Raw genomic sequence first — 24,772 nt, forward strand, 5'->3', positions numbered from 1 at the left:
TGTCTTCCTTAACGGCTGGAACTGGGTGCGACTTTATAGCGAGACCGAAAATAACTTTTCCGCCAGCGCAAGTTGTAGCCATTTTAGTATCTGCTCCGGTTGATTCAGATCGAGCCAGACTATGCCGGCACTCAGATCTGCTGGCGCTGGCGTATCTGCCGCAACTGCCACCACTCGCAGATCGCTTGAATACAAATCAGGTTTGCCGAGGCCGGGGCGATGGATTTCTAGTTTTGGAATGGGCTCCCACTTATAACCTTCTACTAAAGTCAGGTCGGCGGCTGCCAGACGGCGGAGCAAGTCAGACAACGAGGGTTCTGGCTTTTGCCGTAACTCTGTGATTAATGAAACACGATAAGGCGAGGCCAGCAGCACTTCATTTGCGCCTGCCATACGTAATCTTGCGCTATCTTTGTGCGGCGGCTCTAAAACAATATCATGATGACTATGTTTGATCACATTCACACTTGTACCTTGAGCAACTAGTTGTGTGATGAGATATTCCAACAACGTGGTTTTTCCACTACCAGACCAGCCGATGACGCCGAGTAATTGAGTTGACATGTAATAATTGATTTTTTGGTAACTTAATAATTTCCTTGTCCGTATGGTACTCCAATAGAGAACAAGACTAGTGATCCAGAATCAACCACTATTCCGCAAACCAGCAGCAATCCCATTGATCGATAAGTGTATGCCCCGCCTTACCCGCTCATCCGGGTCGCCATTGCGATAGCGCTCCAGTAACTCAACCTGCACATGGTTTAGCGGCGATAAATATGGGAAGCGATTGCTGATTGAGCGTTTTAGCAAAGGGTTCGCAGACAATAATTCTGACTGCCCAGAGATCGACGTTAAAGCGGCAATAGTCGCTTCATGTTCGGCTTTTAAACGCGGGAAGATACGATTACGTAAAGCCTCGTCCTTGACCAGTTGCGCATAGCGGCTGGCGATACCGATATCGCTTTTGGATAACACCATCTCCATATTCGATAAGACCGTAGAAAAGAACGACCAGTCTTTAAACATCGCTTGCAGAGTTTGCAACCCATAGTCTGGATGTGCTTGCAAGTAGCTTGTGACGGCTGAGCCAAAACCAAACCAGCCCGGCAACATCAGGCGACATTGTGACCAGCTAAATACCCATGGAATCGCTCGTAAATCCTCTATCGCCGTAGATTTTTTACGCGATGCCGGACGGCTGCCGATATTCAGTCCTGCGATTTCTGAGATCACTGTGGATTCCCAAAAATACTGCTCAAAACCCTCGGTCTCATAGACCATATTCCGGTAAGCGCGGAAAGCGTGATCGGATAACTCTTCCATCACTTTTAAAAATGCGGGTGGTGGCGCGGGCTCTTTATCCGACAGCAGGCTGGCTTCCAGAGTCGCTGCTGCCAACACTTCCAGATTGCGACGGCCAACTTCAGGATTGCCATATTTAGCGGTGATCACTTCGCCTTGTTCAGTCAACCGGATTTGCCCCTGCACTGCGCCAGCTGGTTGCGCCAGAATCGCCTGATAACTTGGGCCACCACCACGGCCGACCGAGCCGCCACGGCCATGGAACAAGCGCAAGCGTACTTGATGTTTAGCGAATATTGTTACCAGATCTAACTCAGCTTTATACAGTTCCCAACCGGATGTCAGGAAGCCGCCGTCTTTGTTGCTGTCGGAGTAGCCCAGCATGACCTCTTGCGCATGATTGCGACTTGCCAGTAAGCGTGCGTAAGCGGGTAAAGCGAGCAATCTATCCATCGACGGTGCGCTGTTTTGTAAATCACCAATGGTTTCAAACAGCGGAATAATATTCACATCCAGACTGCCTTCTAGCGGATGTAGTAAGCCTGCTTCTTTTAGCAATAAAGCCAGTTCCAGCATGTCCGATACGCCATCGGTTTTGGAGATAATACAGTTGGGCACAGCTCCTTTGCCGTAGCGCAATTGCGCCGTTCGGGCGCCACGATAAATCGCCAGCTCAGATTGAGTCTCTTCCGAGTAAGTAATATAAGGCGAGGCAAGTGGGCGCGAGGATTCGATTTCAGCCGCCAACAAATGGATGCGTTGCTCTTCGTCTAATTGCAGGTAGTTGCTGCCGGGTTTGGCGGCTTCTAATAATTCAGCTACGACCCGCTCGTGCACGTCGGAGTTTTGACGCAGATCGACCGGCGCTAAATAGAATCCGAACACACGTACTGCTCGGCGCAGGTGTCGCAAACGACCCCGTGTAATCGCAGCCGAGCCGTTGTCCAGTAGGGATTGATGGACGATATCGAGGTCGGCTGATAATTCTTCCGCCGTGGCATAGGGCGTCGCATCGCCGGATGCATGAATGACCGGGTCTGCGCCCAGCAATTGTTTGTAGGTGCCAGCCAGCCGCGCATAAATGCCGCTGACGGCAAGGCGATAGGGTTCATCTGCTCGATGCGGTGAGTGATCGGGCGAACGTTCCGCCAGATCCAGCAAGTCTGCCGACACATTGACCAGTAAAGTGGCCATCGACAATTGCGAACCCAGCGTATGCAATTCATCCAGATAAAATTTGAGTGCGCGGGTTGCTTGCATTGCCAGAGTCTGTTCCAGCACGCTAGCAGTCACAAAAGGATTACCGTCGCGGTCACCGCCAATCCAGCTTCCCATCTTCATAAAACTAGGCAAATCAATTGGCTTATGGCTGTCCTCTTTGCTGCTCAGCAAATCCTCTAAACCTGCATACAAACTCGGTAGCTCGCGTAAGAAAGTGGCATCGTAAAAACTCAGACCGTTTTCCACTTCATCCAGCACCGATAATTTAGAGGTGCGCAGCATGCGGGTTTGCCATAAAGTCAGCACGGCACGATTGAGCGCCTCATCATTGGCGTCCGATTCTTCCGGCGTCAATTGCATACGATCACGCTCATCCAAGAGGCGAGTGATCACGGTCTGGCAATTCAAAATACTTTTGCGCTGCACCTCGGTCGGATGCGCTGTCAGCACAGGACTGACTTCTGCGGTCTGAAAAAAATCCAGTAACTGTTGGGTACTGTGACCGCTGCTGTACAAGGACTCTATTGTGTGCGCCAGACTGCCTGCGCGTGGTGTTGACCCAGCGATCAAATGCTTACGGGTGCGGCGAATATGATGCTGATCTTCTGCCAAATTTACCAGATGAGAAAAATAACTAAAAGCGCGGATGACTTGCGTCGTCTGATCGTTGGTGAGCGTATCCAGCGTCGATTCCAGTTCTTCCCGCGCAGCCTCATCGGCATCGCGCCGGAAGCGGATCGAGTTTTGCCTTACCGTCTCAATCAAATCAAACACAATGTCGCCATGCTGATTGCGTACGGTGTCGCCGAGTATCCGTCCGAGACGACGAATGTCTTCGCGCAGGCTTTGGTCTTTGTCGTCTTCAGTCATGTCGATTATTTGAGAAGAGTGAGTATTCATCAGGTGAGCATTCATCGGGCAAACTTATCGTTAATCGGAATTACTTAAATAAATATACTCTGGTTAAGTATATTTAAAGTGTCCATATAATCATTGGACAATAAGGCATATTTTTATAAAAAAATTGGGAGTATATAAAATGAGGCTGTTGTAACGATCTTTTGGGCAGGATTTTCCAGCGACCTACTGTCTTTCTCAATACCCCATAAAAACGGTCAATTCGCGTCAAACTCGGCACAAAGAAGCACCAAGCAGGCATCAAATTCAGCGATGCCCCCGCATTTCTGGACGCCTCAGTTCGCTTTATTGATATCGTTTACTAATCGCCTTCAGCAATCCGCGGGTAGAACTGTCGTAGTCTTCTTTTACCGCAGATGGGTCCAAGCTAATCAATTGCTGTGCCAGCGATTTACCGAGCTCTACACCCCATTGATCAAACGCATTAATATCCCAGATCACTGATTGTACAAATACTTTGTGCTCGTACAGTGCAATCAATGCACCTAATGAGCGCGGTGTGAGGGAATCTAGCAACAATGTTGATGTCGGACGATTTCCTTCAAAAACCCTAGGCGCTAATATCTGGTCTGACAAATCTCCAAGTTCAGCGCGAACCTCGTTAATATCTTTACCCCATGCCATAGCTTTTGATTGTGCAAAGCAGTTGGCCAGTAGTGCTTTATTGTGTCCTGGCATGCCAGCATCATCTTCTGCCACCACAATAAAATCAGTCGGGATAATCGTCGCGCCTTGATGCAATAACTGAAAGTAGGCATGCTGACCATTGGTACCCGCCTCACCAAATAAAATTGGTGAGGTGGCGTAATCTACCCGCTGACCTTCTCGCGTGACAGACTTGCCGTTGCTCTCCATTTCTAACTGTTGCAGATAAGCAGGCAGGCGTGTCATGCGCTGATGGTAAGGTGCAATCGATAGCGCCTGTAATCCAAGGAAGTTGATATTCCAGACACCGATCAAGGCCATTAATACCGGCAAGTTTTGCTCAAGCGGTGCTTGCGCGAAATGTAAATCCATCTCGTGCGCACCCGCCAGCATTTCTTCAAAGCGGTCTGCGCCGACATACAACGCAATCGACAAACCAATCGCACTCCACATCGAATAACGACCACCAGCCCAGTTCCAGAACGGGAACACATTTTCTGGCGCAATCCCAAAATCTGCCGCCGCTTTTACATTCGTACTGAGTGCCACAAAATGCTGACGGATTTGTTCTGCCGGACATCCGTGCGCCAGCATCCACTCGCGTGCAGTGCGGGCATTGGTTAAAGTTTCCATTGTGGTAAAGGTTTTGGATGCGACAACGAACAAGGTCGTTTCAGGATTCGCATTTTTCAACGCATCGGCGACGTGGCGACCGTCCACATTGGAGACAAAGTGCAGGGATAAATTATTCTTCGACCACGGTGCTAGGGCGATGCACGCCATCTGCGGTCCCAGATCCGATCCACCGATGCCAATATTGATGACGGTACTAATCGGTTTGCCGGTATAGCCTAGCCAGCGACCTTCGCGTACGGCATCGCTGAAGCTACGCATTTGTGCCAACACCTGATGCACGTCGGCAGCGATATTCTCGCCATTCAGATAAAACGATTCGCCTTTGGGTAGCCGCAACACGGTATGCAGTACGGCACGGTTTTCGGTATTGTTAATCGCTTCGCCGCGTAACATGGCATCACGATGAGACTCGACCTCTTGTTGTCGCGCCAGCGCCAGCAAATTGAGCTTGGCGGTCGTGTCGATTCTCTGTTTGGAGTAGTCCAGCAAGATACCGCAAGCCGATGCAGAAAAATGCGTAAATCGCTGCGGATCGGCGCGGAATAGTTCTTTCAGGCTGGGCAGATTAGTCGCCCGCTGCTGCAGCAAACACCAAAGGGAAGTACGAGAAACAGAGGTCGTCATGATCAGGATTGATTCTATGAACAAAAAGTCGATTTAAGGGGGAGTATCTTGATTAAAACTCTAATTGTCCAATAAATCATTGGACAATTAGGGTAAAAAGCACAATACATATATGAGTATATGTTTTTTTAGAGGGAGTTTTATGGATTGCTTCTTACCCGCTTGATGCGTTTTCCACATGGAAATTATGTGGAAAATCAAGCCAACTGAGGGCGTCCCGCAATCATCGCTTGCGTCGCCAGTGTGCCGATTGCTTCCCAATCGCCAGCATTGATCAGGGAGGCAGGGCACATCCAGGAGCCGCCGACGCACAAGATATTGTTTTGACGTAATAAGCCCGGCGTTGCTTCCACCGTTACGCCGCCCGTCAGGCAAAAACGTACGTCGGGGAAAGGACCACCCAAGGCTTTTGCCATCTTGATGCCACCGACGATGTCAGACGGGAAGAGTTTGACGACATCAAAGCCATGTTCCAGCGCCAACATCAAATCACTCGCACCGCCAACGCCTGGGAAGTAAGGCAAGCCAGATTCTGCCGCTGCTCTGGCCAGGCTCGGTGTGATACCTGGGCTGATGCCGAATGCGGCACCAGCATATTTCACTGCATCTAGCTGCGCTGACGTCAGCACCGTGCCTGCGCCAACAACGACATTCGGGCAAGCTTTGATCACTTCGCGCAAGACAGTCATCGCGTTTGGTGTACGCAAGGTAATCTCAACCGCAGGCAAGCCGTTTTCTGCGAGCGTCGTCACGCAACGAATCGCCTGATCCACATCGTCCGTCACCAGAATCGGCAAAACACGGAGTTGTTCTAATTGCGCAATGATGCTTTGTTTTGTGTGGATCATGATGGTCTCAATTCTTTAGTGATGGTTCTTTTTTAACAGATAAATAGCGGCACATCCTATTTGCTTGGCGGCCTCAATCAATAAACAAGGTCGATGCACCGTGTTCTGGCGCAGTGACCACGCGTCGCTGTGCTGCAAATAATTCGCGACCGTAATCAAATGTTGCTTCGGTCGATGGCACGCGAACCGCGCGTTGTTCCCACTCTTCCGCATCGACTAAGGCAAGCAGTTCACCGGTATGGACGTTTAATTCAATGAGGTCGCCATCACGTACTTTACCTAGCGGTCCGCCTTGTGCCACTTCTGGGCTAACATGCAATGCAGCAGGCACTTTGCCGCTGGCACCGGACATGCGGCCATCGGTGACCAGGGCGACTTTATAGCCAGCCGACATCAGACTACCTAACACTGGTGTGAAGTGATGCAGCTCTGGCATACCGTTGGCTTGTGGGCCCTGAAATATCACGACTGCGACAAAATCTTTATTCAGTTCGCCTGCTTTGTAAGCGCCGACTAGTGCGTCTTGCGACTCAAATACAATCGCTGGCGCACGTACGATCCAGGCGTCTTCTGGTACCGCAGAGGCTTTCACAATCGCCCGACCGACATTGCCCTGTAACAAGCGCAAACCGCCAGTCGGTGCGAACGGATCATTCACATTGCGCACGACATCGTGGTTGGTCGAGATAGCGGGTAGCGCTTGCCATTGGACTTTATTGCCCTCTGGATGCTCTACCAGTACCGGGCGGCTGGTGTGTCCTAACAAACCTTGATTACCGTAGACAGTTTTGACATCGGCATGCATCAAACCTGCCGACAATAATTCACGGATCACAAACGTTGGACCGCCCGCATCTTCAAAGGCATTTACGTCGGCTGTGCCGTTGGGATAGACGCGTGTCAGCAAGGGGATAACCGAGGACAATTCATCAAAATCTTGCCAGTCGATCAGGATGCCCGCCGCACGCGCTACCGCAATCCAGTGAATCGTATGATTGGTCGAGCCGCCAGTGGCCAGCAAGGCGATGACTGCATTGACGATGACTTTTTCATCGACCAGTTGACCAATCGGCGTGAACTGATCGCCATGTTCAGTCAGCTGCAAAACGCGCTCAACCGCAGCATCTGTCAGCACATGGCGCAAAGGATCGCCTGGATGAATAAAAGCCGCGCCGGGCAAATGCAAGCCCATGGCTTCCAGCAACATCTGATTGCTGTTGGCCGTGCCGTAAAAAGTGCATGTGCCAGCGCTGTGATATGCGGCGCTCTCCGCTGCTAGCAATTCTTCCTTGGTCGCCTTGCCTTGGGCATAGCGCTCACGTACTGCGGCTTTTTCTTTATTCGATAATCCCGAGCCCATAGGGCCGGCGGGAATAAAAATCGTCGGCAAATGACCAAACGCCAAAGCGCCGATCAATAGGCCCGGCACAATTTTGTCGCAAATACCCAGACACAAGGTCGCATCAAAGGCATCATGCGATAAAGCCACTGCAGTCGCCTGCGCAATCACATCACGTGAGAACAACGATAGCTCCATACCTGGGCGACCTTGCGTGACGCCATCGCACATGGCTGGCACGGCGCCTGCGACTTGTGCAGTGCCACCAAAACGTAATGCTGCCTGACGGATTTGTTGCGGATAAGATTCATAGGGCTGATGCGCCGACAGCATGTCGTTGTAGGCGGTGATGATGCCGATATTCGGTTTTTGTGCCTGATTCAACCAGATTTTGGTGCCGCTATCCATCGCTGCGTTGGCATGTGCCTGATTGGCGCAAGACAAGCTGGCACGACGTGGACCGCGTCCCCGCATTTTTTCCAAGCGTGCTAGATAGGCAGTGCGCAAGGTTTTGCTACGTTCAATAATGCGTTCTGTCACGCGGGCAACAGTTGGGTTGATTGGGTTGATGTTGGCGGGTGTATTTGATGCAGATGTACTCATGAGGAGGCTCGCTTCAGACTTTTTTGGATAATTTTTTGGATGGAATGAAGATAGCATAAATCCAGCAAAACTGTAACAAACTTTCATTTACGAGTATTTAACTCGATTAAAACAGTAAAAATGACAAATTTATCGTAATGAAACTACATTTTTGATTGAAATCAGGCATAATCAAGAAAATAAAATCACATAATCAAACATGAAATCAGTGTAGTAAAAATATCGGTATAACCTAGTTTATTTTCGTTTCATCAGGACTTACGCAAAATTGTCCCAGCAAGGCGTAGCGACGACGACAGTACTTTATTACGGCTAGGAGCTGCAACGCAGCTGGGGCGGTTTTGCGTAAGTCCATTCATCTCAAATTTAGAATAACTCTGGAGTCAGCATGACCACATTCGTATTATTTGGCGGCACTGGCGATCTCGCCAAACGCAAGATCATTCCCGCGCTGTATAGCGCATTTGTGAACGGTCGTTTAGATGCTGACTTTAAATTTATCGGTGCCGCACGCGAGGTGCTGACGGACGAAGAGTTTCGCGCCCGCGTTGCGGCAAGTATCGAGTCGCACGGTACCAAAGCGATTGATAAAGACGCAGGTCATAGCGAGAAGACGGCCGCCTTTTTGGCGCTGACGCATTACTCCAAAATTGATGCCCGCGAAGCTGGCGATTTTGACGCCTTAAAAAGTCAGCTCAATACCAGCGACACTAATCCGACTTTGTTTTATCTGGCGACTGCCCCCGATATTTTTGTACCAGTAGTAGAGCAATTGTCCAAGCATGGTCTGGTGGAAGGCAATGCCCGGGTTGTATTAGAAAAACCTCTGGGACGTGATGCGCAATCGGCAAAAGAAATCAATGCATCGTTGCGTACGCATCTGCGCGAAAATCAGATTTATCGTATCGATCACTATCTTGGCAAAGAGATGGTGCAAAACTTGTTGGCGCTACGTTTTGCTAATGCATTTTTAGAGCCGCTCTGGAACCGTAAGTCGATTCAAGATGTGCAGATCTCTATTTCTGAACAGGTCGGCGTCGAGTCCCGTGGAGATTTTTATGATCACACCGGCGCTTTGCGTGACATGGTGCAAAACCATTTATTGCAGCTGGTATCGATCGTCGCGATGGAGCCACCAGTAAACGCCAATCCCGATGCGATTCGCGATGAAAAAGTCAAAGTCCTGCGCGCATTGCGCAAGTTCACGCCAGACGATATTGCGAAGAAAACCGTGCGCGGCCAATATCGTGCTGGTGCGGTAGACGGCAAGCCTGTGATTTCGTATCAGTCGGAACCCGGCGTGCCGCCTGCATCGCGTACCGAAACCTTTGTGGCGATTAAAGCAGAAATTGATAACTGGCGTTGGGCTGGCGTACCGTTTTATCTGCGCACAGGCAAACGTATGGCGAGTCGCAGTGCTGAGATTACGATTAATTTCAAACCGATTCCGTATTCTATTTTTGGTAGTTCGCAAAGTAATTTGCGCTCTAATCGCCTGGTCATTTCTTTGCAGCCGGAAGAAAGCGTACAACTGTTTTTAAAAGCCAAAGAGCCGGGCGAGGGTATTCGTTTATCTGACGTCGCTTTAAATCTGGACTTTGCTGAAGCCTCTAGTTTGCGTCGAGTGGAATCCTATGAACGTCTGTTGCTCGATGCGATGCATGGCGACCTGACTTTGTTTGTGCGTGATGATGAACTGGGTGCCGCATGGGCATGGATTGATCCTATCATGACCGCTTGGCAGAACGACAGCGAGGGTTTGAAGTCATACATTGCCGGTAGTTGGGGGCCATCTGCTTCTAGCTATTTGCTGGCGCAAAACGGTGCGGCATGGGGCGAAGAATATGTTGAAAACTAATAGTATGGTGCTGCATAGTTTTAATAATTTTGCCGAACTCACTGACGCTTTAGTCGCACAATGGATAGATATTATCGATAGTGCAGCAGCTGAGCGACTCCCGGCTTATTTTGCTCTTGCTGGTGGCTCAACACCTGCACCGATCTATCGCCAGCTTGATCAGCTATTGTCGCAGCGCGATGTGAATAATGTGAACCTCGTTGCGACTGATGAGCGCTGGGTTGAGGACGCCGATGTACAAAGTAATGAAGGTCTTTTCAAAAAAAGTATGGCCTCATCGTATCGTCGTCAGTGGAATTTAATTTCATTAAAAAACGATGCAAGTACGCCGGAAGTAGCGACCGAGGCCATTAGTCACCGGTTAGCGCAACAAATCCCACAGCCATTTAATGCCGTGTTATTAGGGATGGGCGCGGATGGTCATGTTGCTTCATTATTTCCGCAAGCGCCTACCCAGCATGATGATCTGGCTTGTCTGGCCGCGTTACATCCGCAGACGCATCAAAGCCGCATGTCTTTATCGCTGCCACGTTTACTTGATACCGACAGAATTTGGTTAGTCATTACCGGCGCAGAAAAACGTCAGGTTTTAGAGGGCGCATTAGACACTGCTGCGGGTAGCGCTTTACCGATTTCTGTATTACTGCAAGAAGCTAGCTGTGATGTCGATGTATTTTGGTGTCCTTGATTACCACTAATAGTTCTCTAATTAAAGAGCAACATGCCTAATTCTGCCACCGTACTACAAGACCCAAAACCAATTCCTTCTGAAAAAGGTTTATTGGCACGCATCCGCACGGCCAGCACGGCGCTGAGTCGTGCTGAGCGGCAAGTAGCAGAATTTTTACTGCTCAAACCGCACGATGCATTAGAAATGTCGATACGAGTTTTAGCCCAGGCTTGTGATGTCAGTGAGCCTACGGTCGCACGTTTTTCGCAATCCTTGGGCTTTGACGGATTTAAAAGTTTTAAGCTGGCATTTGCAAAAAGTCTGGCAACTGGCATTCCCTATTTGCATCTGGATGTGAACCAGGCAGATCATGTGCGTGATGTGTTGCCCAAGGTATTTGATCGCACCATCGCCGCCTTGATGGAGGCGCGTAATTCTGCCAATACGGCGACCTTTGAGGCGGCAGTCAATCTGCTGTCGCGCGCGCGCCGTATTGAGTGCTATGGATTGGGATATTCCGGTGCCTTGGCGATTGATGCGCAACTCAAGTTTTTCCGTTTCGGGATTCCGACGACGGTATTTTGTGATGCGCATTTGCAGGCACAATCGGCATCTTTATTAAATAGCGATTGCGTGGTTGTCGCCTTCTCTCGCACAGGCCGTACCCGTGACATGATACGTAGTGTAGAACTGGCAAAAGGTGCTGGCGCCAAGGTGCTGGTGCTATGCGCTAGTGGTGGTCCATTGGCAGAATTGGCGGATGTCCACTTGAGTGTGGATGTAGAGGAAGATCCGGATATCTACACGCCCATGACCTCGCGTCTGGCACATCTGACGTATATCGATGCATTGGCAGTCGCCGTCACTTTACAGCGCGGTCCTGCTGCGATTGATATGTTAGAAAGAGCCAAAGCTAGCATTAGTGAAAAACGGCTGGACAGTAAAATTTAAGGCCGATTTTTTCTGTGGTGAAGGGTTTGGGTTTTTGCGTCAATCCACCGTATAAAATCTACAACAAGTTAATTTAAATCTGTAATGCTATTCGCTATCCTTTGGCGATTCCCCTGTTTTGGGTAATACTGGGAAAAAACCAGTCTAGGAATTGTCTATGTCAGCCATTGCGATTGAGCAGATTATTCAAGAAGTCAAAGACTTACCCACCTTGCCCGGCGTGGTGATGGAACTTCTCAATACCATTGATCAGGACGACGTGAATATCAATGAGCTGGCACAAAAAGTCAGCCGTGATATCGCGCTCACTGCCAAGACCTTGCGTTACGCTAATTCGGTGTATTACGCCACCATGGTGAAGGTCGCGACAATTCCACAGGCGATCACACTGCTGGGATTAGACACCTTCAAGCAAATGGTGATGATCGCTGCCTTATCTGGCTGCTTTCCAGAAAACAAGTGCAAGGGATTTAGTCACAAACGATTTTGGTACCACTCCAACGCGGTCGCTATCGCGGCAAAGATTTTAGCCCGGCGACTCAACTTTAATCTCGACCTTGCCTTCACCGCGGGTTTGTTGCACGACATCGGTTCGCTAGTCTTAGTGACACATTATTTGTCTGAATACGAGGCAACGATCGCATTCCGTTTAGAACATCAAGTCACGCAATTTGAGGCAGAGCGCCAGGTCTTGGGCATTGATCATGCGGTAGTGGGCGAGGCGCTGGCAAACCAGTGGCAGTTTTCTGAACTGATGGCCAAGGCCATTGGCGGTCATCACCAGCCCGACAAACCAGGCCTCGGCTTTTTGGCAACCATCGTGCATGTCGCTGATGGTATTGCGCATGCACTCAACATCAGCACAACACCCGATCACACGCCACCAGAGATTAGCGGCCAGGCATGGGAGAGTCTGGGACTAGATCAAGCATCGCTAGAAGAAGTCCTGGCCGAGGCGCAACTCCAGTTCGATAAACTGAATGCTGAAATGGATGTTTGATTGTTTAGGGTGAATTTGATACTGGTAGTAAGTATATTTAATCGTCCATATAATCATTGGTCTATAAGCTGATTTTAGTAAAATAAAGGGGGAGTATATTGGTTGCTCCTCACTGAAAAGAGATTTTTAGTCTTCGCCAACTCTCTCTACTTAGTCACCGCAATATCTTAAAAGCTAGCCCGGCATACAATACGTCTTTGCGTCCATCCTGCAATTTGTTCTCCACTATTTAGCTTCATTTTGATTTAATTCTGCAACTGGGTTCCCCACATCATGATGCAATCCCTGATCCACCTGGCACAACAATACGGCTTGATTATTGTCTTCGGCAATGTCTTGCTGATGCAATTAGGCCTGCCTTTGCCGACAGTTCCTACCTTAATTATTTCTGGCACATTGGCTGCCGATGGTCAGGTATCGCTGGCAGCCTTACTTGCGGTCACGCTGCTGGCCAGTTTGATTGGCGATACCGTCTGGTATCTGATCGGTCAGCGCCATGGTGTGCGGGTGATGCGCCTGTTATGTCGCTTATCTTTATCCCCAGACTCCTGCGTCAGACAAACCGAAACCCGGTTTGAGCGCTGGGGTTTGAGTACGTTGCTGATCGCCAAATTTGTGCCGGGTTTATCGCTGATCGTCGCGCCAATGGCAGGAGCTTTGCGTTTGCCATTGCTAGCTTTTTTATGTTTTGATGCAGTCGGTATTTTATTGTGGGGCGGGATTGCCATCGGTGCTGGCTGGTTGTTTCACCCCGATATTGAGATGATCAGCCGGCATCTGCTGGAGATGGGCAATGGCGCTTTGGCGCTAGTGGGCATTGCGCTCATTTTGTACGTCAGTTACAAATGGTGGCAACGCTGGCGTTTTCAAAAAATCCTCAACATTACCAGGATCAGCGTCAATGAGTTAGTCGATCTGATGGCAGCAGGGAAAACACCTGTGATCGTCGATATCCGCTCTTCATCCGTACGCAATCTGGATACCCGTCACATCCCTGGTGCCAGAATGATCGCCTTAAACGAATGGCAAACCTTAATACCGCATGTGCAGCAAGACAGCGATATCGTCGTCTACTGCAATTGCCCTAACGAAGCCTCCGCTGCTCAAATGGTGAAATTGCTGATGGGACGTGGCTACACTAGAGCAAGGCCGTTGCTAGGTGGATTAGACGCGTGGGAAAAAGCGGGGCAGGCGATACATACTCTGGATGCTTGAAAACCTCATCGTATCTCCACCACGCCTCCTAATCCCGAAAAAAATACTCTGATGGGATCAAAGCTACTCGATCACATCAAAGCTGCTTCGCCTGGAAAGTATTGCACTGATCGACTTTACCACTCTCCAATCCGCGGCTAAACCAGCGTACCCGTTGTTCTGATGTGCCATGCGTGAACGAGTCTGGCACGACCTGACCTTGTGCCTGACGTTGTAATGCATCGTCACCAATCGCGGTTGCTGCACTCAAGGCGGTTTGTACATCGCCGCTTTCTAATATGCTGCGTGACTGGTTGGCGTGGAACGCCCAAACGCCCGCAAAACAGTCCGCCTGCAATTCCATCCTGACCGACAAAGCATTGCCCATCACTTGTGATGCGCGTGATCTCGCCTCATGTACTTTGTCGGAAATGCCCATCAGATTCTGTACATGATGTCCGACCTCATGCGCGATCACATAGGCTTGCGCAAACTCACCGCTGACATGAAAACGATCACGCATTAGACGATAAAAGCTCAGATCGATATAGACTTTTTGATCCACCGGACAATAAAAAGGCCCGGTCGCGGTCTCGCCTTTACCGCAAGCAGTAGAGGTACTGTTATTAAAAATGACTAAAACAGGTTTGACATATTGCTTACCGCTGGCGCGGAACATTTCAGTCCACACGTCTTCCGTATCACCCAGTACGGTTTTTACAAATTTAGTTTCTCTGTCATTAGCAGGTGGGCGATGTGCTTGCGGCTGCTGGCTTTGCTGTGACGATGTGACCGGTGCTGATCCGCCGCTTAACAGGCTTAACACCGTCATTGGATTAATACCAAAAAAATACGAGGCCACCAAAGCGATCACTACCGAACCGATACCAATATGACGCCCGCCGAAACCACCTCCGCCGCCACCGCCAGTATTGCCGCCATCATCACTATCACCACGACGATCTTCTACGTTATCGCTCTCGCGATTGCCTTCCCATTTCATATTATTCCTCTAGCTTGATCGTTACGGATAGATTTCATCACGCTGTTTTTTGCGTTGTTCGTTTTCAGCTCAGTCGTTGTTATTGCGGTCTTCATCATCCATCAGCATCGCATCCCGCTTTTGTCTAACGTGATATGCCGTCAATACAGCATGCGCTACCAAATCTACGGCTGGTCTGGTGTTGCCTTGTTTATCTTCCCAGACTTTAGGTGTTAAGGCGCCCGATAACGCGACAGCATCGCCATCACCCAGCGCTAATAACTGATCTTGCAGATCGTCGTTAAAAGCGATGACGTTACAGAAAATAAAGTCACCATCCGGTGTCGGGAGTCGTAGTTTGCAAGTGACATAACTACTGCCGCCTTGTCCTTTACCTTCTTGTGCTTGGCCATACAATCTGCCGGAAATTAATGCATCTATCACTTGAGCCCTATTATGTGAAGGTTGAAACTAAGTATTGAAACTAAGTATTGAAAAAAATACTGAAGAAACAAATACTGAAATCCAGAGGTGAATTTTTATTTCAGTAGTTGAAAAAAATGTTCCGATTTACGGACTATTTTTTTTGATTCCATACCGAATAAGTCATGCGTTTCTTGCAGCACGAATTCATTGACTTCTTTGAGGTGGAAAATCAGACCACGGAAGTTGGTTCCCAAATAATCAAACGGTGCCAATTTGGTTTTTACCGGCACATCGGTTGCCAGTAAAGTACGCAGCTTACGTTCCAGATCATATAAACTTTTCTCATCAAAACTGACAATCGATCCCTTGGGAGTGGGGAAGCTGGTTGAGAATGAAGAGTTTTGTCCCATCGGGTTTTTCAGGGTAATTTTGATGCCTAGTCGCAAAAACTTCGCTATCGCAAAAAAATCATTATCGTCGTACATAGGTTCTCCGGGTGTTTTCTGTTTTTATACTGCCTGCCAATATAGGCTGACTTGTGATTGATCAATCTGCAAACTAAACATGAAAAAGACCAGCGATCAAAGCATCAGTAGCTTACGTCTTTCATATTCGGTCTTGATGATAAAGCGTTGAATCGCAACTTCCATCACATGCGGTAATTTTAAAAATTTGACGCCTATGCGATAACGGCCATTACCATCACGACTAATCAAGGTGACATGCCGAATTTGTCCGGGACAGATCAGGACATTTTTATCGGATAACTGGATTTCTAACTGCGCGATTTTATCGTCTGGTCGCAACGGCGTTTCGCCATACACGGTGGCGGCAAAACCACCTACGCTCAAATCATGTAATGCCAGATCATATAGTTGGCTATCTTCTTCCATGAGTAATTTCACTCTTAGAGGATTGACCACCGGCAGAGCATTGCGATAACTCTCGCGCCTTTGCAGGCGGACAATCCGTTCTGGTAAAGGGACCCAAAACGCATCTTTATCACCCCATAAAAACCGATTCGGTTCTATCCCGGAAAATTGCACGCGTATCCCATCCGGCAGTGCTAAAAACGTGCAACTAGCTGCTTTTTCTAACAGTTTGTTCGCTCTTTCATCGCCACCCAGATCAAAAATCAATGCCTCTGCTCTGGCCTCTAACAGCAAGCTCAATATAAATTCATTACCGCCATTAAAATAAACGGTCACAGGTTCCCGGCGATGGATCAGATCATTCAGTATGTTCAGGATCTCCATTCGCCCAAGCAAAAAAAAGCGATCCTCAATTTCGTCATTACTTAAGGACGCTGACATGGGTTTGTCTCCATCAAACGTTGGTGAGTATGACCATACCCTTTGCTGTTAGGGAGGTCAATACTCTTCAATCCAGATGTTGGATGCAGCTATGTCGATTAGGTACTATGAGGTCGATTATTAAACAGTCAAAATGAAGCGCGCACCGCCTTGTACCACGTGGGCATAGCGGATAGTGCCGCCGTTACCCTGGATCAGTTGCTGCACCATTGCCAGGCCGATTCCGCTGCCTTTTTCTTTGGTCGAGAAAAAAGGCGTAAAAATATGAGGAACAAATTCTTCCGGTACACCAGGCCCGTTGTCGGTGACTTCTACCCGCAAACGCCCGCCACGACTCAGTTTGGCGCGTATGACCACTTCGGGCGAGGCTTTTTTGGATGTCGCTTCTTCCGCATTTTTGATGAGGTTAATCAAGGCTTGTTCAAATTGGGCAGGGTCTATCATCAATTCTAGCGATGCCGGTTCTGTTATAAATTCGGCACGTCCGCCACGTTGTGCCCACGCTGGAGAGATTAAGGTGGATAAGCGCGTAAAAAGTGTCGCCAGATGGATACGTTCTGGATGTGCAGCCGGGACATTCGACAAGCTCCGGTAGCTACCGACAAACTCCGCTAAACCATGCGCGCGGCGACTGATAGCGTCTAAAGCCATGGTCAAGTCCTTGATGCTGTCGGTAGGTAAGCTTGGTTTTAGGTCCTCTAACAAATCATGCGCGGTGCGGGATAAAGATGCCACTGGCGTCAAAGAATTCATAATTTCATGGGTCAGCACATGCACTAATTTTTGCCATGCCTGTTGCGCCTCGGATTGCAGTTCGCTTTCTACCGGCATTAAGGCAATCATCAATCGCGTGTTGCCATGCGTGGTCAAACTGCTGGTTGCAAGTAATGCGCGCTCTAGTCCTTGCTCTGTTTCAAACAAAATCATGCTGCGCTTGCCCACTACTTGCGTTCTCAGCAGATCAAATAATTGCTCAGGCTGGACCGCACGACCTGGGGCGATCAGCCGACGTGCGTTGCCATTCATTGCTTGCACGGGATAAGGCGTGGATGTGGTGTCAATCGAAAACAGGGCAATCGGTGCGTGTTCCAGACTATTTTCTAGTGTGCTTAGATTTTCTTGCAGCGTTGATGAGGTATGCGGTAATGCGGGTGCCACATCGGCTAGGACATAGATTTGGCGCGGTAATAAACCTGCCAGACCAAAACCAAATAGCCAACTACCGATCAGCGCTAGTAATCCAGACAATGCCAATAATCGTGCTGTCTGTGTAAGCTGTGTTGCAGTCAAAATATAGGCCGTAGCGCCCGCGGCAAGCATCAAAATCAATACGCCAGAAATACAGAACAGTTTGCGATATCGATAGCGCGGGTCCGGCGTTGGTGATGCCGGTGACACTGGTGACGTTGGCGATGTTTGCAATGTTTCAGTGGGCATTTCAGATGTCATGCTTTTCTAATTTCCGGTACAAAGCCGCACGACTTAAGCCCAGCAATTTAGCCGCCTGACTAATATTGCCACTAGCTTGCGTCATGGCGCTGGCAATTGTGTCGCGTTCTAGTTTGGTCAGCTTAAATGTATGAACGGTATTCTGAGTATTGTTATCTGGCGCAATCCCCACTACTTCCGCCATCGCTACCAAAGTCGTGTTTGCAAAGCGTAAGCCAAAATCCTGAAGCTGATAATCTGCCTGCGTTCCTAAGATCACGGCTCTCTCGCATGAGTGCCTTAAAGAGCGAACATTGCCCGGCCAATCGTACTCGCACAGCGCGTTCAAAGCGGTATCGCTGAGCTGGCGTACAGGGCGCTGATATAGATTTTGATATAGCGCCAGATAATGGCTGAGCAAATCAGGGATATCTTCCCGCCGCTCGCGTAAAGGTGCTACGCGCAGGACGATGGTATTTAAGCGGAATAAAAGGTCCGAGCGAAAAATAGAGGGATCAAATAACTTGACCTCGCTTAAATTAGTCGCGCTGACGATACGCACATCAATTTTTTCTGCCTTGTCCATACCGACCGGTGTGACTTCACGCCGTTCTAGCGCGGTCAGTAATTTCGCTTGTGCACCCAAAGGTAGATTGCCAATTTCATCTAAAAATAAGACGCCACCGCGCGCCGTCTGAAAGCGTCCTGCACGGTCGCTACGCGCATCGGTAAAAGCGCCTTTGCGATGACCAAACATATCGCTCTCAAATGTGGTCTCGGGTATCGCTCCCATATCGACCGCTAAAAAATGAGCTGCTTTACGTGGTGACGCTAAATGGATGGCGCGTGCGACCAGTTCTTTACCCACGCCGTTCTCTCCCAATACCATGACATTGGCCTCGGTCGGAGCGACGTTGGCGATCATGGATTTGAGTTCACGCATGCTGGCAGAATTACCCATCAGGTTTGCAAATGCGATGGACGTATCATTATTACTGACCGCATCAGATGTACCTGATTTGTTAGATACGTGAGTAGTAGATTTTCTGGCGAGAGCCGTTTCTACCGCTGCCAGTAGTCTGGCATTGTCCCAAGGCTTGGTGATGAAATCGCAAGCACCGCGTTTTAATGCCTCCACCGCCAAAGGTACGTCGGCATACGCCGTTATGGCGATGACCGCAGGAGCGGGATGTTGTGCCCGCAACAAATCTAGCATCGCCAAACCCTCGCCTCCATCAGTGCGGCCAGCGGTAAAATTGAAATCCAGCAAGACGACATCCGGGTGTTCACGTGCTAACAAAGTTTTGACTTGTGCCGGTTCGGTCACAACCTTGACTTGCGCATATTTACGACGCAGTAAAAGTTGCGCTGCACAAGCTACATCTGGGTCGTCATCAATGATCAGCAGATGAGGTGCGCTATTAGACATGATTGTGCATAGTTGAAAATAAAGCTGGCTGGGATTTCTGTAGGTACTGGTAGGATTTTAATTTACACGGGTCAATGCACAGTCTAGCTTTGATAAAGGACACTAGCAATGATTCGCCAATGCTAACAAGCGTAAAAATAGGAAGTATCCGTGAAGTGTTCAATATCGGACAGTTTTTAAAATCTGTCTGAATCAGATTGTCCGATACCGATCAATGCCGATCGATAATCCCCAATTTTTAGTCCTTTTCAATCCAAATCAGCATGGCACAGAGATTGCGATAGTAGACATGAGTTTCAGAATGAGTAAAACATTCTCAAACAAAACCTCCTACCATTTTGATTGAACCATGAAATTATCTACGCCTCATCTTGCTGTGACCGGTGCCGCGATGGATGTCATCGTGCCGCAGAATCACAATAAGAAAATTCTGATTAGCGTGGTGTCAGTATGTTTAATCGGATTGGCGATTGCTGGTTTATGGAATCTGATGCCGCGTGGTTTGCAGGTATCTGCTGCCGATGTGCGTATCGCCAACGTCGAGAGCGGGATTTTTTTGGATGACATTATCGTCCGCTCTAAAGCCGAGGCGCTGCATTCGGTGATACTGGATTCCGTCGAATCCGGCAGGGTAGAAGAAGTGTTTGCGCATGATGGCGCGTTGGTGAAAAAAGGCGATATTCTTTTTAGGATTTCTAACCCTCAACGCAATTTAGAACTATTGCAACGTCAGTCAGAACATACTCAGCAGATTTCTAATCTGGCCAATTTGAGAGTGAATTTTGAGGCAGCAAATTCTGATCATCAGCGCCGCTTATCTGACCTTGAATTTAATCTGATGCAAGCGAAAAAAAAGCATGCCCGGAACGTCAAATTGGCTCAGCAAGGTTTTATTTCGTCGGTCGCTCTGGATGAGTCTGCTGACACCTTAGAGCAGCAGCAACGCGCTTTTAATGAAGAGAAAAATCATAGCGCGAGTGAGACCGAAGTCAAGCGTGACGCTGTTGCCCAGATGGAGTATGCGATTAAGACGATAGAAACGGGTTTGACACTGGTCAACGCTACGGTCGATGCGTTGGTGGTGCGGGCTCCAGTTGCCGGTCGCCTGACAGATTTCCGTTTGCAGATCGGTGAGACCGTGAAGACAGATCAGCATATAGGGCGTATCGATGATCCCGACCAATTTAAGCTCACAGCACAAGTCGATGAGTATTATCTGAACCGTATTGCGATAGGGCGACAAGGTGTGTTTAAGCAAGACGCCAAAGAGTATCGTGTCGAAGTTAGTCAGGTCTATCCACAAATCAAAGATGGTCGCTTTTCGATTGAATTAGTGTTTAAAAATGCACAACCTGCCAGCCTCAACCCCGGTCAAAGCCTGGATGCGCAAATTACCCTAGGTGAACCGAAAGATGCTTTGTTATTACCCAATGCGGCATTCATCACCGATAGCGGCGGCGCTTGGGTCTTTGTGGTCGCAGCCAATGGCGTTGATGCCGAGAAGCGCATGATTAAAACTGGGCGTCGCAATAACCGTCAGATAGAAGTCTTATCAGGCCTCAGTGCAGGAGAAAAAATAGTCGTGTCGAGTTACGCTACATTTGGTAATGCGACGCGCTTGCAATTGAAAAAATAGCTTCAAAAAAATAGCATCCTCGGCGCGTCAACTTAGGAAGGCGACAGCATCAACGCGATAGTTTTTTCTTTGCTGTATCAGAATGATAATTTATATACTCATAGATAGTATATTTAATTGTCCATATAAAGTCTGGACAATAGGCCAATTTTTATAAAAATGATGGGGAGTATATGGTTTTCATCAAAATTTTAAGATGCTTAACCTCATCATAAGCGCCGTACAGAACAGAGGAAATTTATTAGGGATTGTTGAGTATCTTAGATGTAATGAGAAAGCAAGCAGAGACGGTTGATGCAACTAAGTTTTTAATCAGTAAATCGGTAGTAAATCGGCAAAAAAAAAGAAAGCGATAAGACAATGAACTTTAAAGATTTTCGGATGGGGTGGCGCCTGTTGCAACAGCAGCCTGTGTATTCCGCCATTATGATTGTCAGCCTGACGATAGGATTTACTTTTTGCTTTTTGGTACTGGCATTCACCCGCTACGAATTTGGATTTGATACCAATGTTCCAGAGGTACAGAATGTGTATGTCGTCAAGGCACGTCCTAATTGGGGATTTGGTTTTTGGAGCGAGAATGTCCCTTTGTCGATGAAAGACTCGCTGGAAAAAAGCGATGCTCATTTATTGGTCACAGCAGTGTTGCCGTATTCCGCCGCAATGCGGGTGAACGACGGCGGCAATGATGTCGTGACCAAAGTAGAGCTGACTCTGGTGGATCCGGCTTTTTCTACAGTATTTGGTATCAAGCCAATGGAAGGTGATTTGCAAGCGGCACTCAGCCGCCCAGATGCACTGGCACTGTCAGTAGCGACAGCGCAAAAACTCTTTGGCGATCGTCACGTTGTTGGCAAAAATTTACAGATCAGAGGCGCTTCTTACCGTATCGCGGCGGTATTGCCTGATCAGCCGGCCACCAGCTCGATTCAGTTTTCCGCGCTAGCTGGTCTTAACTCTGCCGCATGGCCAGAGGCAGAGCGCCAGCGCGCAAGAGATAACTGGAATTACTATTCCTATGACGATAAAAATTTTCTGAATAACAAAGTCTATTTCCGCTTATTGCCCAATACGTTATTACCAAGTACGCAGTCGAATGCTACATCAGGCATTAAAACGGATACCAAGTCTGGCGGTTTATTGAGTGAGCTTGCCAGCGCAATCAACACCGACATCAGTCGCTCGGCATTGGCCGGACATCTGAATGCAAAAGATACGCAAGAGCTTGGCAACAAGCCTTTATTGAAGATCGCATTTGGTGCATTAGCAGACTCCCATCTGGATAGCGAGGCTCGCAGTAATAGCGGCTCTAAGGGTGACCCTATCGCTACGTTGGCGATGAATGCCGTCGCGTTTTTAATCCTCCTGCTAACCGCAGGCAATTACGTTAATCTCGCCACCATCCGCACCATAGCGCGTCAGCGCGAGATGGCGATCCGCAAAGTGCTGGGTGTGACAGCAGGGCGGTTGCTGATGCAGATGATGGCAGAATCGATCTTGGTATCTTTGATCGCCGCAATTGCTGGTGCCTTCTTAGCATGGTTATTACTACCAGCCTGGTCGGAGTTAACTGAGTTAGATATGGTGAGCGTTTTAACGCGTCAGGACTGGATGGCATTTGTCGCCATTGTCATCGTGATGGGTATATTGGTCGGTATCTGCGCTGCACTATATCCAGGTTGGATTGCACTCAAGATGCGCCCTGCCAGTGCTCTGGGTGGGCGTGGGAATAGTGAGACAGCAGGCGGTTTGTGGCTACGCCGCGTGTTAACCGTGATGCAATTCGCTATCGCCATGTTCGTGACCGGGGTGGTGATGACGATAGGGACGCAAATCCAATATCTGAAGCACATCGACTATGGCTACCAATTAGACTCACTGCTGATCATCAACTTGCCTGCAGAATTGAGCCAGACTGAGGTTCGTAGTTTTCAGGATGCTCTGGCACGTCGGCCAGAGATCAACGGTGTTGCAAATACAACGCCATGGCCTGCTAAGGTGGAATTTAAGACGACCAAGGCAGAGACTATTAGTCTAAGCACCTTGAGAGTAGGTCCAGAATATTTCCATACCATTGGTTTGGGGGCAGCAGTAGGGCGCGTGTTTGACCCCAACATCGATTCTGGTGACAGCAGTAATGGTTTGGTGATGAATGAGTTAGCCGCAACCCGGCTGGGCTATGCCAATGGCAATGCGGCGCTGGGGCAGATTGTTAGTATGGAAGGCAAAGCGATGCAGATTGTCGGCATCAGCAACAATGTCAGCAGCGGCTTTATGCATGGATCACCACGTCCGATTGTGTATCAGATTGCGACCTCAGAAAAATCGTCGCTAGCGCCGCTCTTGCCGCAATTAACCGTCAATGGACGCAATGATCTGACCGCAGCAAAAACAGCCATTACTGAGGTCTGGCATCAGCATTTCCCAGATATGTATTTAAATCTTAGTCATCTACGACAAAATTTGGAAGTCAACGCAGGCGGTCCTCAAGCTATTTTTGATTCTTGCGTGATTGTCGCTGCCATCATGATTCCATTGGCTATTTTCAGTATCTACATACTCTCTGCCTATGCTGTTCAGCGACGCGCTAAAGAGATCGTTATGCGTAAATTATTTGGTGCTGACAAACTCGATATCGCCAAGCTACTGCTCAAAGAATTTACGATTTTGCTCAGCATTGCCGCCATCGTCGGCTTGCCCTTGTCGTATGTTGCGGGTAGAGGTTTTGTCGAGCAATTTGCAGACCAGGCACCGATGGGATTATGGCCAATTGTCCTGGCATTGCTGGGTGCTGTCGTAGTGACTTTGCTGGCGACTACCAGACACACCTTAATCGCCGCAAGAATGTCCCCGGCAGTCGCCTTACGCGCTGCCTGAGTAAATTAGTTGTAGCAGAATTAAAAGTAAGCTGAATTAACAAGTAAATCTATTCCAGCCTTTAACAAAACATATAAGGAAGCATCATGCTAAAACTAGTCAACGTCAGCAAACTCTATGTCGCAGGCGAAGTACAGACCGCCGCACTGAACGGGGTAAATATCGAAATCGATGCTGGAGAATACGTCGCCATCACAGGCCCTTCTGGTTGCGGCAAATCGACTTTACTTAGTCTGTTGGGTTTGCTGGATATTCCTAATTCTGGTGAGTACTGGTTTGAGGGGCAAAACGTCGCAGGCTGGAGTGAGTCGCAATTAAATCAACTACGCCGCGGCAGAGTTGGCTTCATCTTCCAAAGTTTTAACCTGATAGAAGAACTCAGCGTATATGAAAACGTCGAACTGGCCTTGGAATATTCTGAAGTACCAGTCAAAGAGCGCCGCATTAAAGTCACCGCAATGTTAGAGAAGTTAGGCATAGGGCATAGGGCAAAACATAGGCCATCCCAATTGTCTGGTGGCCAGCAACAACGTGTCGCTATTGCACGTGCCTTAGTCGCTGGCCCCGCTATTTTATTAGCCGATGAACCGACAGGTAATCTCGATACTGCACATGGCGATGAAGTCATGCGCATCTTACGCACCATTAACGCCGAGGGCACGACCGTCGTAATGGTTACGCACTCGCCATCGCACGCAGCACAAGCATCACGGACATTGCATCTGCTGGACGGGCATGTGGTAGTGGATGCTTTGCGTGCCGCTTGATTGTTTGCTTTCTGACGAACTTGCCTGCTGATTTTGCATGGTGAGTTCACCATGTGGCGACCTGAACTCCCTGTCAGTAATAGCTGACGCCCCCATTACATA

At 48.8% G+C, this 24,772-nt stretch carries 19 protein-coding genes; 8 read left to right on the forward strand and 11 right to left on the reverse strand.

From position 1 onward, the window contains the following. Nucleotides 1-33: 33 nt before the first annotated feature. From mobB to edd, 5 genes are all read right to left on the reverse strand, one after another. Nucleotides 34-564: a molybdopterin-guanine dinucleotide biosynthesis protein B gene (gene mobB / locus RGU72_RS00670; protein WP_322117906.1), complete on the reverse strand. Its 531-nt coding sequence runs from the start codon at nt 562-564 to the stop codon at nt 34-36. A gap of 81 nt (nt 565-645) precedes the next feature. After that, nucleotides 646-3,396 carry a phosphoenolpyruvate carboxylase gene (gene ppc, locus RGU72_RS00675; protein ID WP_322117907.1) on the reverse strand — a complete coding sequence of 917 codons (2,751 nt, stop codon included), beginning with the start codon at nt 3,394-3,396 and terminating at the stop codon, nt 646-648. A gap of 333 nt (nt 3,397-3,729) precedes the next feature. Continuing rightward, the gene (gene pgi, locus RGU72_RS00680) at nt 3,730-5,349 is read right to left on the reverse strand and encodes a glucose-6-phosphate isomerase (protein ID WP_322117908.1); all 1,620 of its coding nucleotides are present in this window, start codon (nt 5,347-5,349) and stop codon (nt 3,730-3,732) included. Nucleotides 5,350-5,546: 197 nt separating this feature from the next. After that, nucleotides 5,547-6,197: a bifunctional 4-hydroxy-2-oxoglutarate aldolase/2-dehydro-3-deoxy-phosphogluconate aldolase gene (gene eda / locus RGU72_RS00685; protein ID WP_322117909.1), complete on the reverse strand. Its 651-nt coding sequence runs from the start codon at nt 6,195-6,197 to the stop codon at nt 5,547-5,549. Between the two features lie 73 nt (nt 6,198-6,270). Continuing rightward, nucleotides 6,271-8,139 (reverse strand): phosphogluconate dehydratase, encoded by a 1,869-nt coding sequence (edd, locus tag RGU72_RS00690; RefSeq protein WP_322117910.1) that lies wholly within the window; start codon nt 8,137-8,139, stop codon nt 6,271-6,273. A gap of 388 nt (nt 8,140-8,527) precedes the next feature. On the opposite strand from edd, the gene zwf reads away from it, so the two are divergent. The 5 genes from zwf to RGU72_RS00715 all read left to right on the forward strand — a co-directional run bounded on the left by zwf (nt 8,528) and on the right by RGU72_RS00715 (nt 13,833). After that, on the forward strand, nt 8,528-9,997 hold the full coding sequence (gene zwf, locus RGU72_RS00695) for a glucose-6-phosphate dehydrogenase (RefSeq protein ID WP_322117911.1): 1,470 nt from the start codon (nt 8,528-8,530) through the stop codon (nt 9,995-9,997). Next, nucleotides 9,984-10,685, forward strand: a complete 702-nt coding sequence (gene pgl, locus RGU72_RS00700; protein ID WP_322117912.1) for a 6-phosphogluconolactonase — start codon at nt 9,984-9,986, stop codon at nt 10,683-10,685. The genes zwf and pgl overlap by 14 nt, the downstream gene beginning before the upstream one ends. Before the next feature lie 33 nt (nt 10,686-10,718). After that, a complete protein-coding gene (locus RGU72_RS00705; RefSeq protein WP_322117913.1) occupies nt 10,719-11,618 on the forward strand; it encodes an SIS domain-containing protein in 900 nt (299 codons plus the stop codon). Nucleotides 11,619-11,775: 157 nt separating this feature from the next. After that, nucleotides 11,776-12,618 carry an HDOD domain-containing protein gene (locus RGU72_RS00710; RefSeq protein ID WP_322117914.1) on the forward strand — a complete coding sequence of 281 codons (843 nt, stop codon included), beginning with the start codon at nt 11,776-11,778 and terminating at the stop codon, nt 12,616-12,618. Between the two features lie 273 nt (nt 12,619-12,891). Next, entirely contained in the window at nt 12,892-13,833 is a 942-nt protein-coding gene (locus tag RGU72_RS00715) for a DedA family protein/thiosulfate sulfurtransferase GlpE (protein WP_322117915.1), read from the forward strand. A 76-nt stretch (nt 13,834-13,909) separates the two neighbouring features. Here the strand turns inward: RGU72_RS00715 and RGU72_RS00720 are convergent, their stop codons facing one another. The 6 genes from RGU72_RS00720 to RGU72_RS00745 form a co-directional block, all read right to left on the reverse strand. Then, a complete protein-coding gene (locus tag RGU72_RS00720; protein ID WP_322117916.1) occupies nt 13,910-14,815 on the reverse strand; it encodes a neutral zinc metallopeptidase in 906 nt (301 codons plus the stop codon). Between the two features lie 69 nt (nt 14,816-14,884). Continuing rightward, a complete protein-coding gene (locus RGU72_RS00725; RefSeq protein WP_322117917.1) occupies nt 14,885-15,238 on the reverse strand; it encodes a single-stranded DNA-binding protein in 354 nt (117 codons plus the stop codon). Nucleotides 15,239-15,333: 95 nt separating this feature from the next. Beyond that, nucleotides 15,334-15,705 carry a hypothetical protein gene (locus RGU72_RS00730; protein ID WP_322117918.1) on the reverse strand — a complete coding sequence of 124 codons (372 nt, stop codon included), beginning with the start codon at nt 15,703-15,705 and terminating at the stop codon, nt 15,334-15,336. A 96-nt stretch (nt 15,706-15,801) separates the two neighbouring features. Then, nucleotides 15,802-16,533 carry a flagellar brake protein gene (locus RGU72_RS00735; RefSeq protein ID WP_322117919.1) on the reverse strand — a complete coding sequence of 244 codons (732 nt, stop codon included), beginning with the start codon at nt 16,531-16,533 and terminating at the stop codon, nt 15,802-15,804. Between the two features lie 120 nt (nt 16,534-16,653). Continuing rightward, entirely contained in the window at nt 16,654-17,970 is a 1,317-nt protein-coding gene (locus RGU72_RS00740; protein ID WP_322117920.1) for a sensor histidine kinase, read from the reverse strand. Between the two features lies 1 nt (nt 17,971). After that, nucleotides 17,972-19,390 (reverse strand): sigma-54 dependent transcriptional regulator, encoded by a 1,419-nt coding sequence (locus tag RGU72_RS00745; RefSeq protein WP_322117921.1) that lies wholly within the window; start codon nt 19,388-19,390, stop codon nt 17,972-17,974. A 349-nt stretch (nt 19,391-19,739) separates the two neighbouring features. Between RGU72_RS00745 and RGU72_RS00750 the strand changes: the two genes are divergently transcribed. The 3 genes from RGU72_RS00750 (at nt 19,740) to RGU72_RS00760 (ending at nt 24,670) form a co-directional block, all read left to right on the forward strand. Continuing rightward, nucleotides 19,740-21,026 (forward strand): efflux RND transporter periplasmic adaptor subunit, encoded by a 1,287-nt coding sequence (locus RGU72_RS00750; RefSeq protein WP_322117922.1) that lies wholly within the window; start codon nt 19,740-19,742, stop codon nt 21,024-21,026. A gap of 360 nt (nt 21,027-21,386) precedes the next feature. Then, entirely contained in the window at nt 21,387-23,903 is a 2,517-nt protein-coding gene (locus tag RGU72_RS00755) for an ABC transporter permease (RefSeq protein ID WP_322117923.1), read from the forward strand. 86 nt (nt 23,904-23,989) lie between these two features. Further along, nucleotides 23,990-24,670 (forward strand): ABC transporter ATP-binding protein, encoded by a 681-nt coding sequence (locus RGU72_RS00760; protein ID WP_322117924.1) that lies wholly within the window; start codon nt 23,990-23,992, stop codon nt 24,668-24,670. Nucleotides 24,671-24,772: the final 102 nt, after the last annotated feature.

The sequence above is a fragment of the Undibacterium sp. 5I1 genome (assembly GCF_034314085.1).
GTDB lineage: Bacteria > Pseudomonadota > Gammaproteobacteria > Burkholderiales > Burkholderiaceae_D > Undibacterium.

Excerpts from the sequence above, each read along its gene's own strand:
- mobB (WP_322117906.1), bottom strand. The coding sequence starts at position 564 with ATGTCAACTCAATTACTCGGCGTCATCGGCTGGTCTGGTAGTGGAAAA.
- ppc (WP_322117907.1), bottom strand. The coding sequence starts at position 3,396 with ATGACTGAAGACGACAAAGACCAAAGCCTGCGCGAAGACATTCGTCGT.
- pgi (WP_322117908.1), bottom strand. The coding sequence starts at position 5,349 with ATGACGACCTCTGTTTCTCGTACTTCCCTTTGGTGTTTGCTGCAGCAG.
- eda (WP_322117909.1), bottom strand. The coding sequence starts at position 6,197 with ATGATCCACACAAAACAAAGCATCATTGCGCAATTAGAACAACTCCGT.
- edd (WP_322117910.1), bottom strand. The coding sequence starts at position 8,139 with ATGAGTACATCTGCATCAAATACACCCGCCAACATCAACCCAATCAAC.
- zwf (WP_322117911.1), top strand. The coding sequence starts at position 8,528 with ATGACCACATTCGTATTATTTGGCGGCACTGGCGATCTCGCCAAACGC.
- pgl (WP_322117912.1), top strand. The coding sequence starts at position 9,984 with ATGTTGAAAACTAATAGTATGGTGCTGCATAGTTTTAATAATTTTGCC.
- RGU72_RS00705 (WP_322117913.1), top strand. The coding sequence starts at position 10,719 with ATGCCTAATTCTGCCACCGTACTACAAGACCCAAAACCAATTCCTTCT.
- RGU72_RS00710 (WP_322117914.1), top strand. The coding sequence starts at position 11,776 with ATGTCAGCCATTGCGATTGAGCAGATTATTCAAGAAGTCAAAGACTTA.
- RGU72_RS00715 (WP_322117915.1), top strand. The coding sequence starts at position 12,892 with ATGATGCAATCCCTGATCCACCTGGCACAACAATACGGCTTGATTATT.
- RGU72_RS00720 (WP_322117916.1), bottom strand. The coding sequence starts at position 14,815 with ATGAAATGGGAAGGCAATCGCGAGAGCGATAACGTAGAAGATCGTCGT.
- RGU72_RS00730 (WP_322117918.1), bottom strand. The coding sequence starts at position 15,705 with ATGTACGACGATAATGATTTTTTTGCGATAGCGAAGTTTTTGCGACTA.
- RGU72_RS00735 (WP_322117919.1), bottom strand. The coding sequence starts at position 16,533 with ATGTCAGCGTCCTTAAGTAATGACGAAATTGAGGATCGCTTTTTTTTG.
- RGU72_RS00740 (WP_322117920.1), bottom strand. The coding sequence starts at position 17,970 with ATGCCCACTGAAACATTGCAAACATCGCCAACGTCACCAGTGTCACCG.
- RGU72_RS00745 (WP_322117921.1), bottom strand. The coding sequence starts at position 19,390 with ATGTCTAATAGCGCACCTCATCTGCTGATCATTGATGACGACCCAGAT.
- RGU72_RS00750 (WP_322117922.1), top strand. The coding sequence starts at position 19,740 with ATGAAATTATCTACGCCTCATCTTGCTGTGACCGGTGCCGCGATGGAT.
- RGU72_RS00755 (WP_322117923.1), top strand. The coding sequence starts at position 21,387 with ATGAACTTTAAAGATTTTCGGATGGGGTGGCGCCTGTTGCAACAGCAG.
- RGU72_RS00760 (WP_322117924.1), top strand. The coding sequence starts at position 23,990 with ATGCTAAAACTAGTCAACGTCAGCAAACTCTATGTCGCAGGCGAAGTA.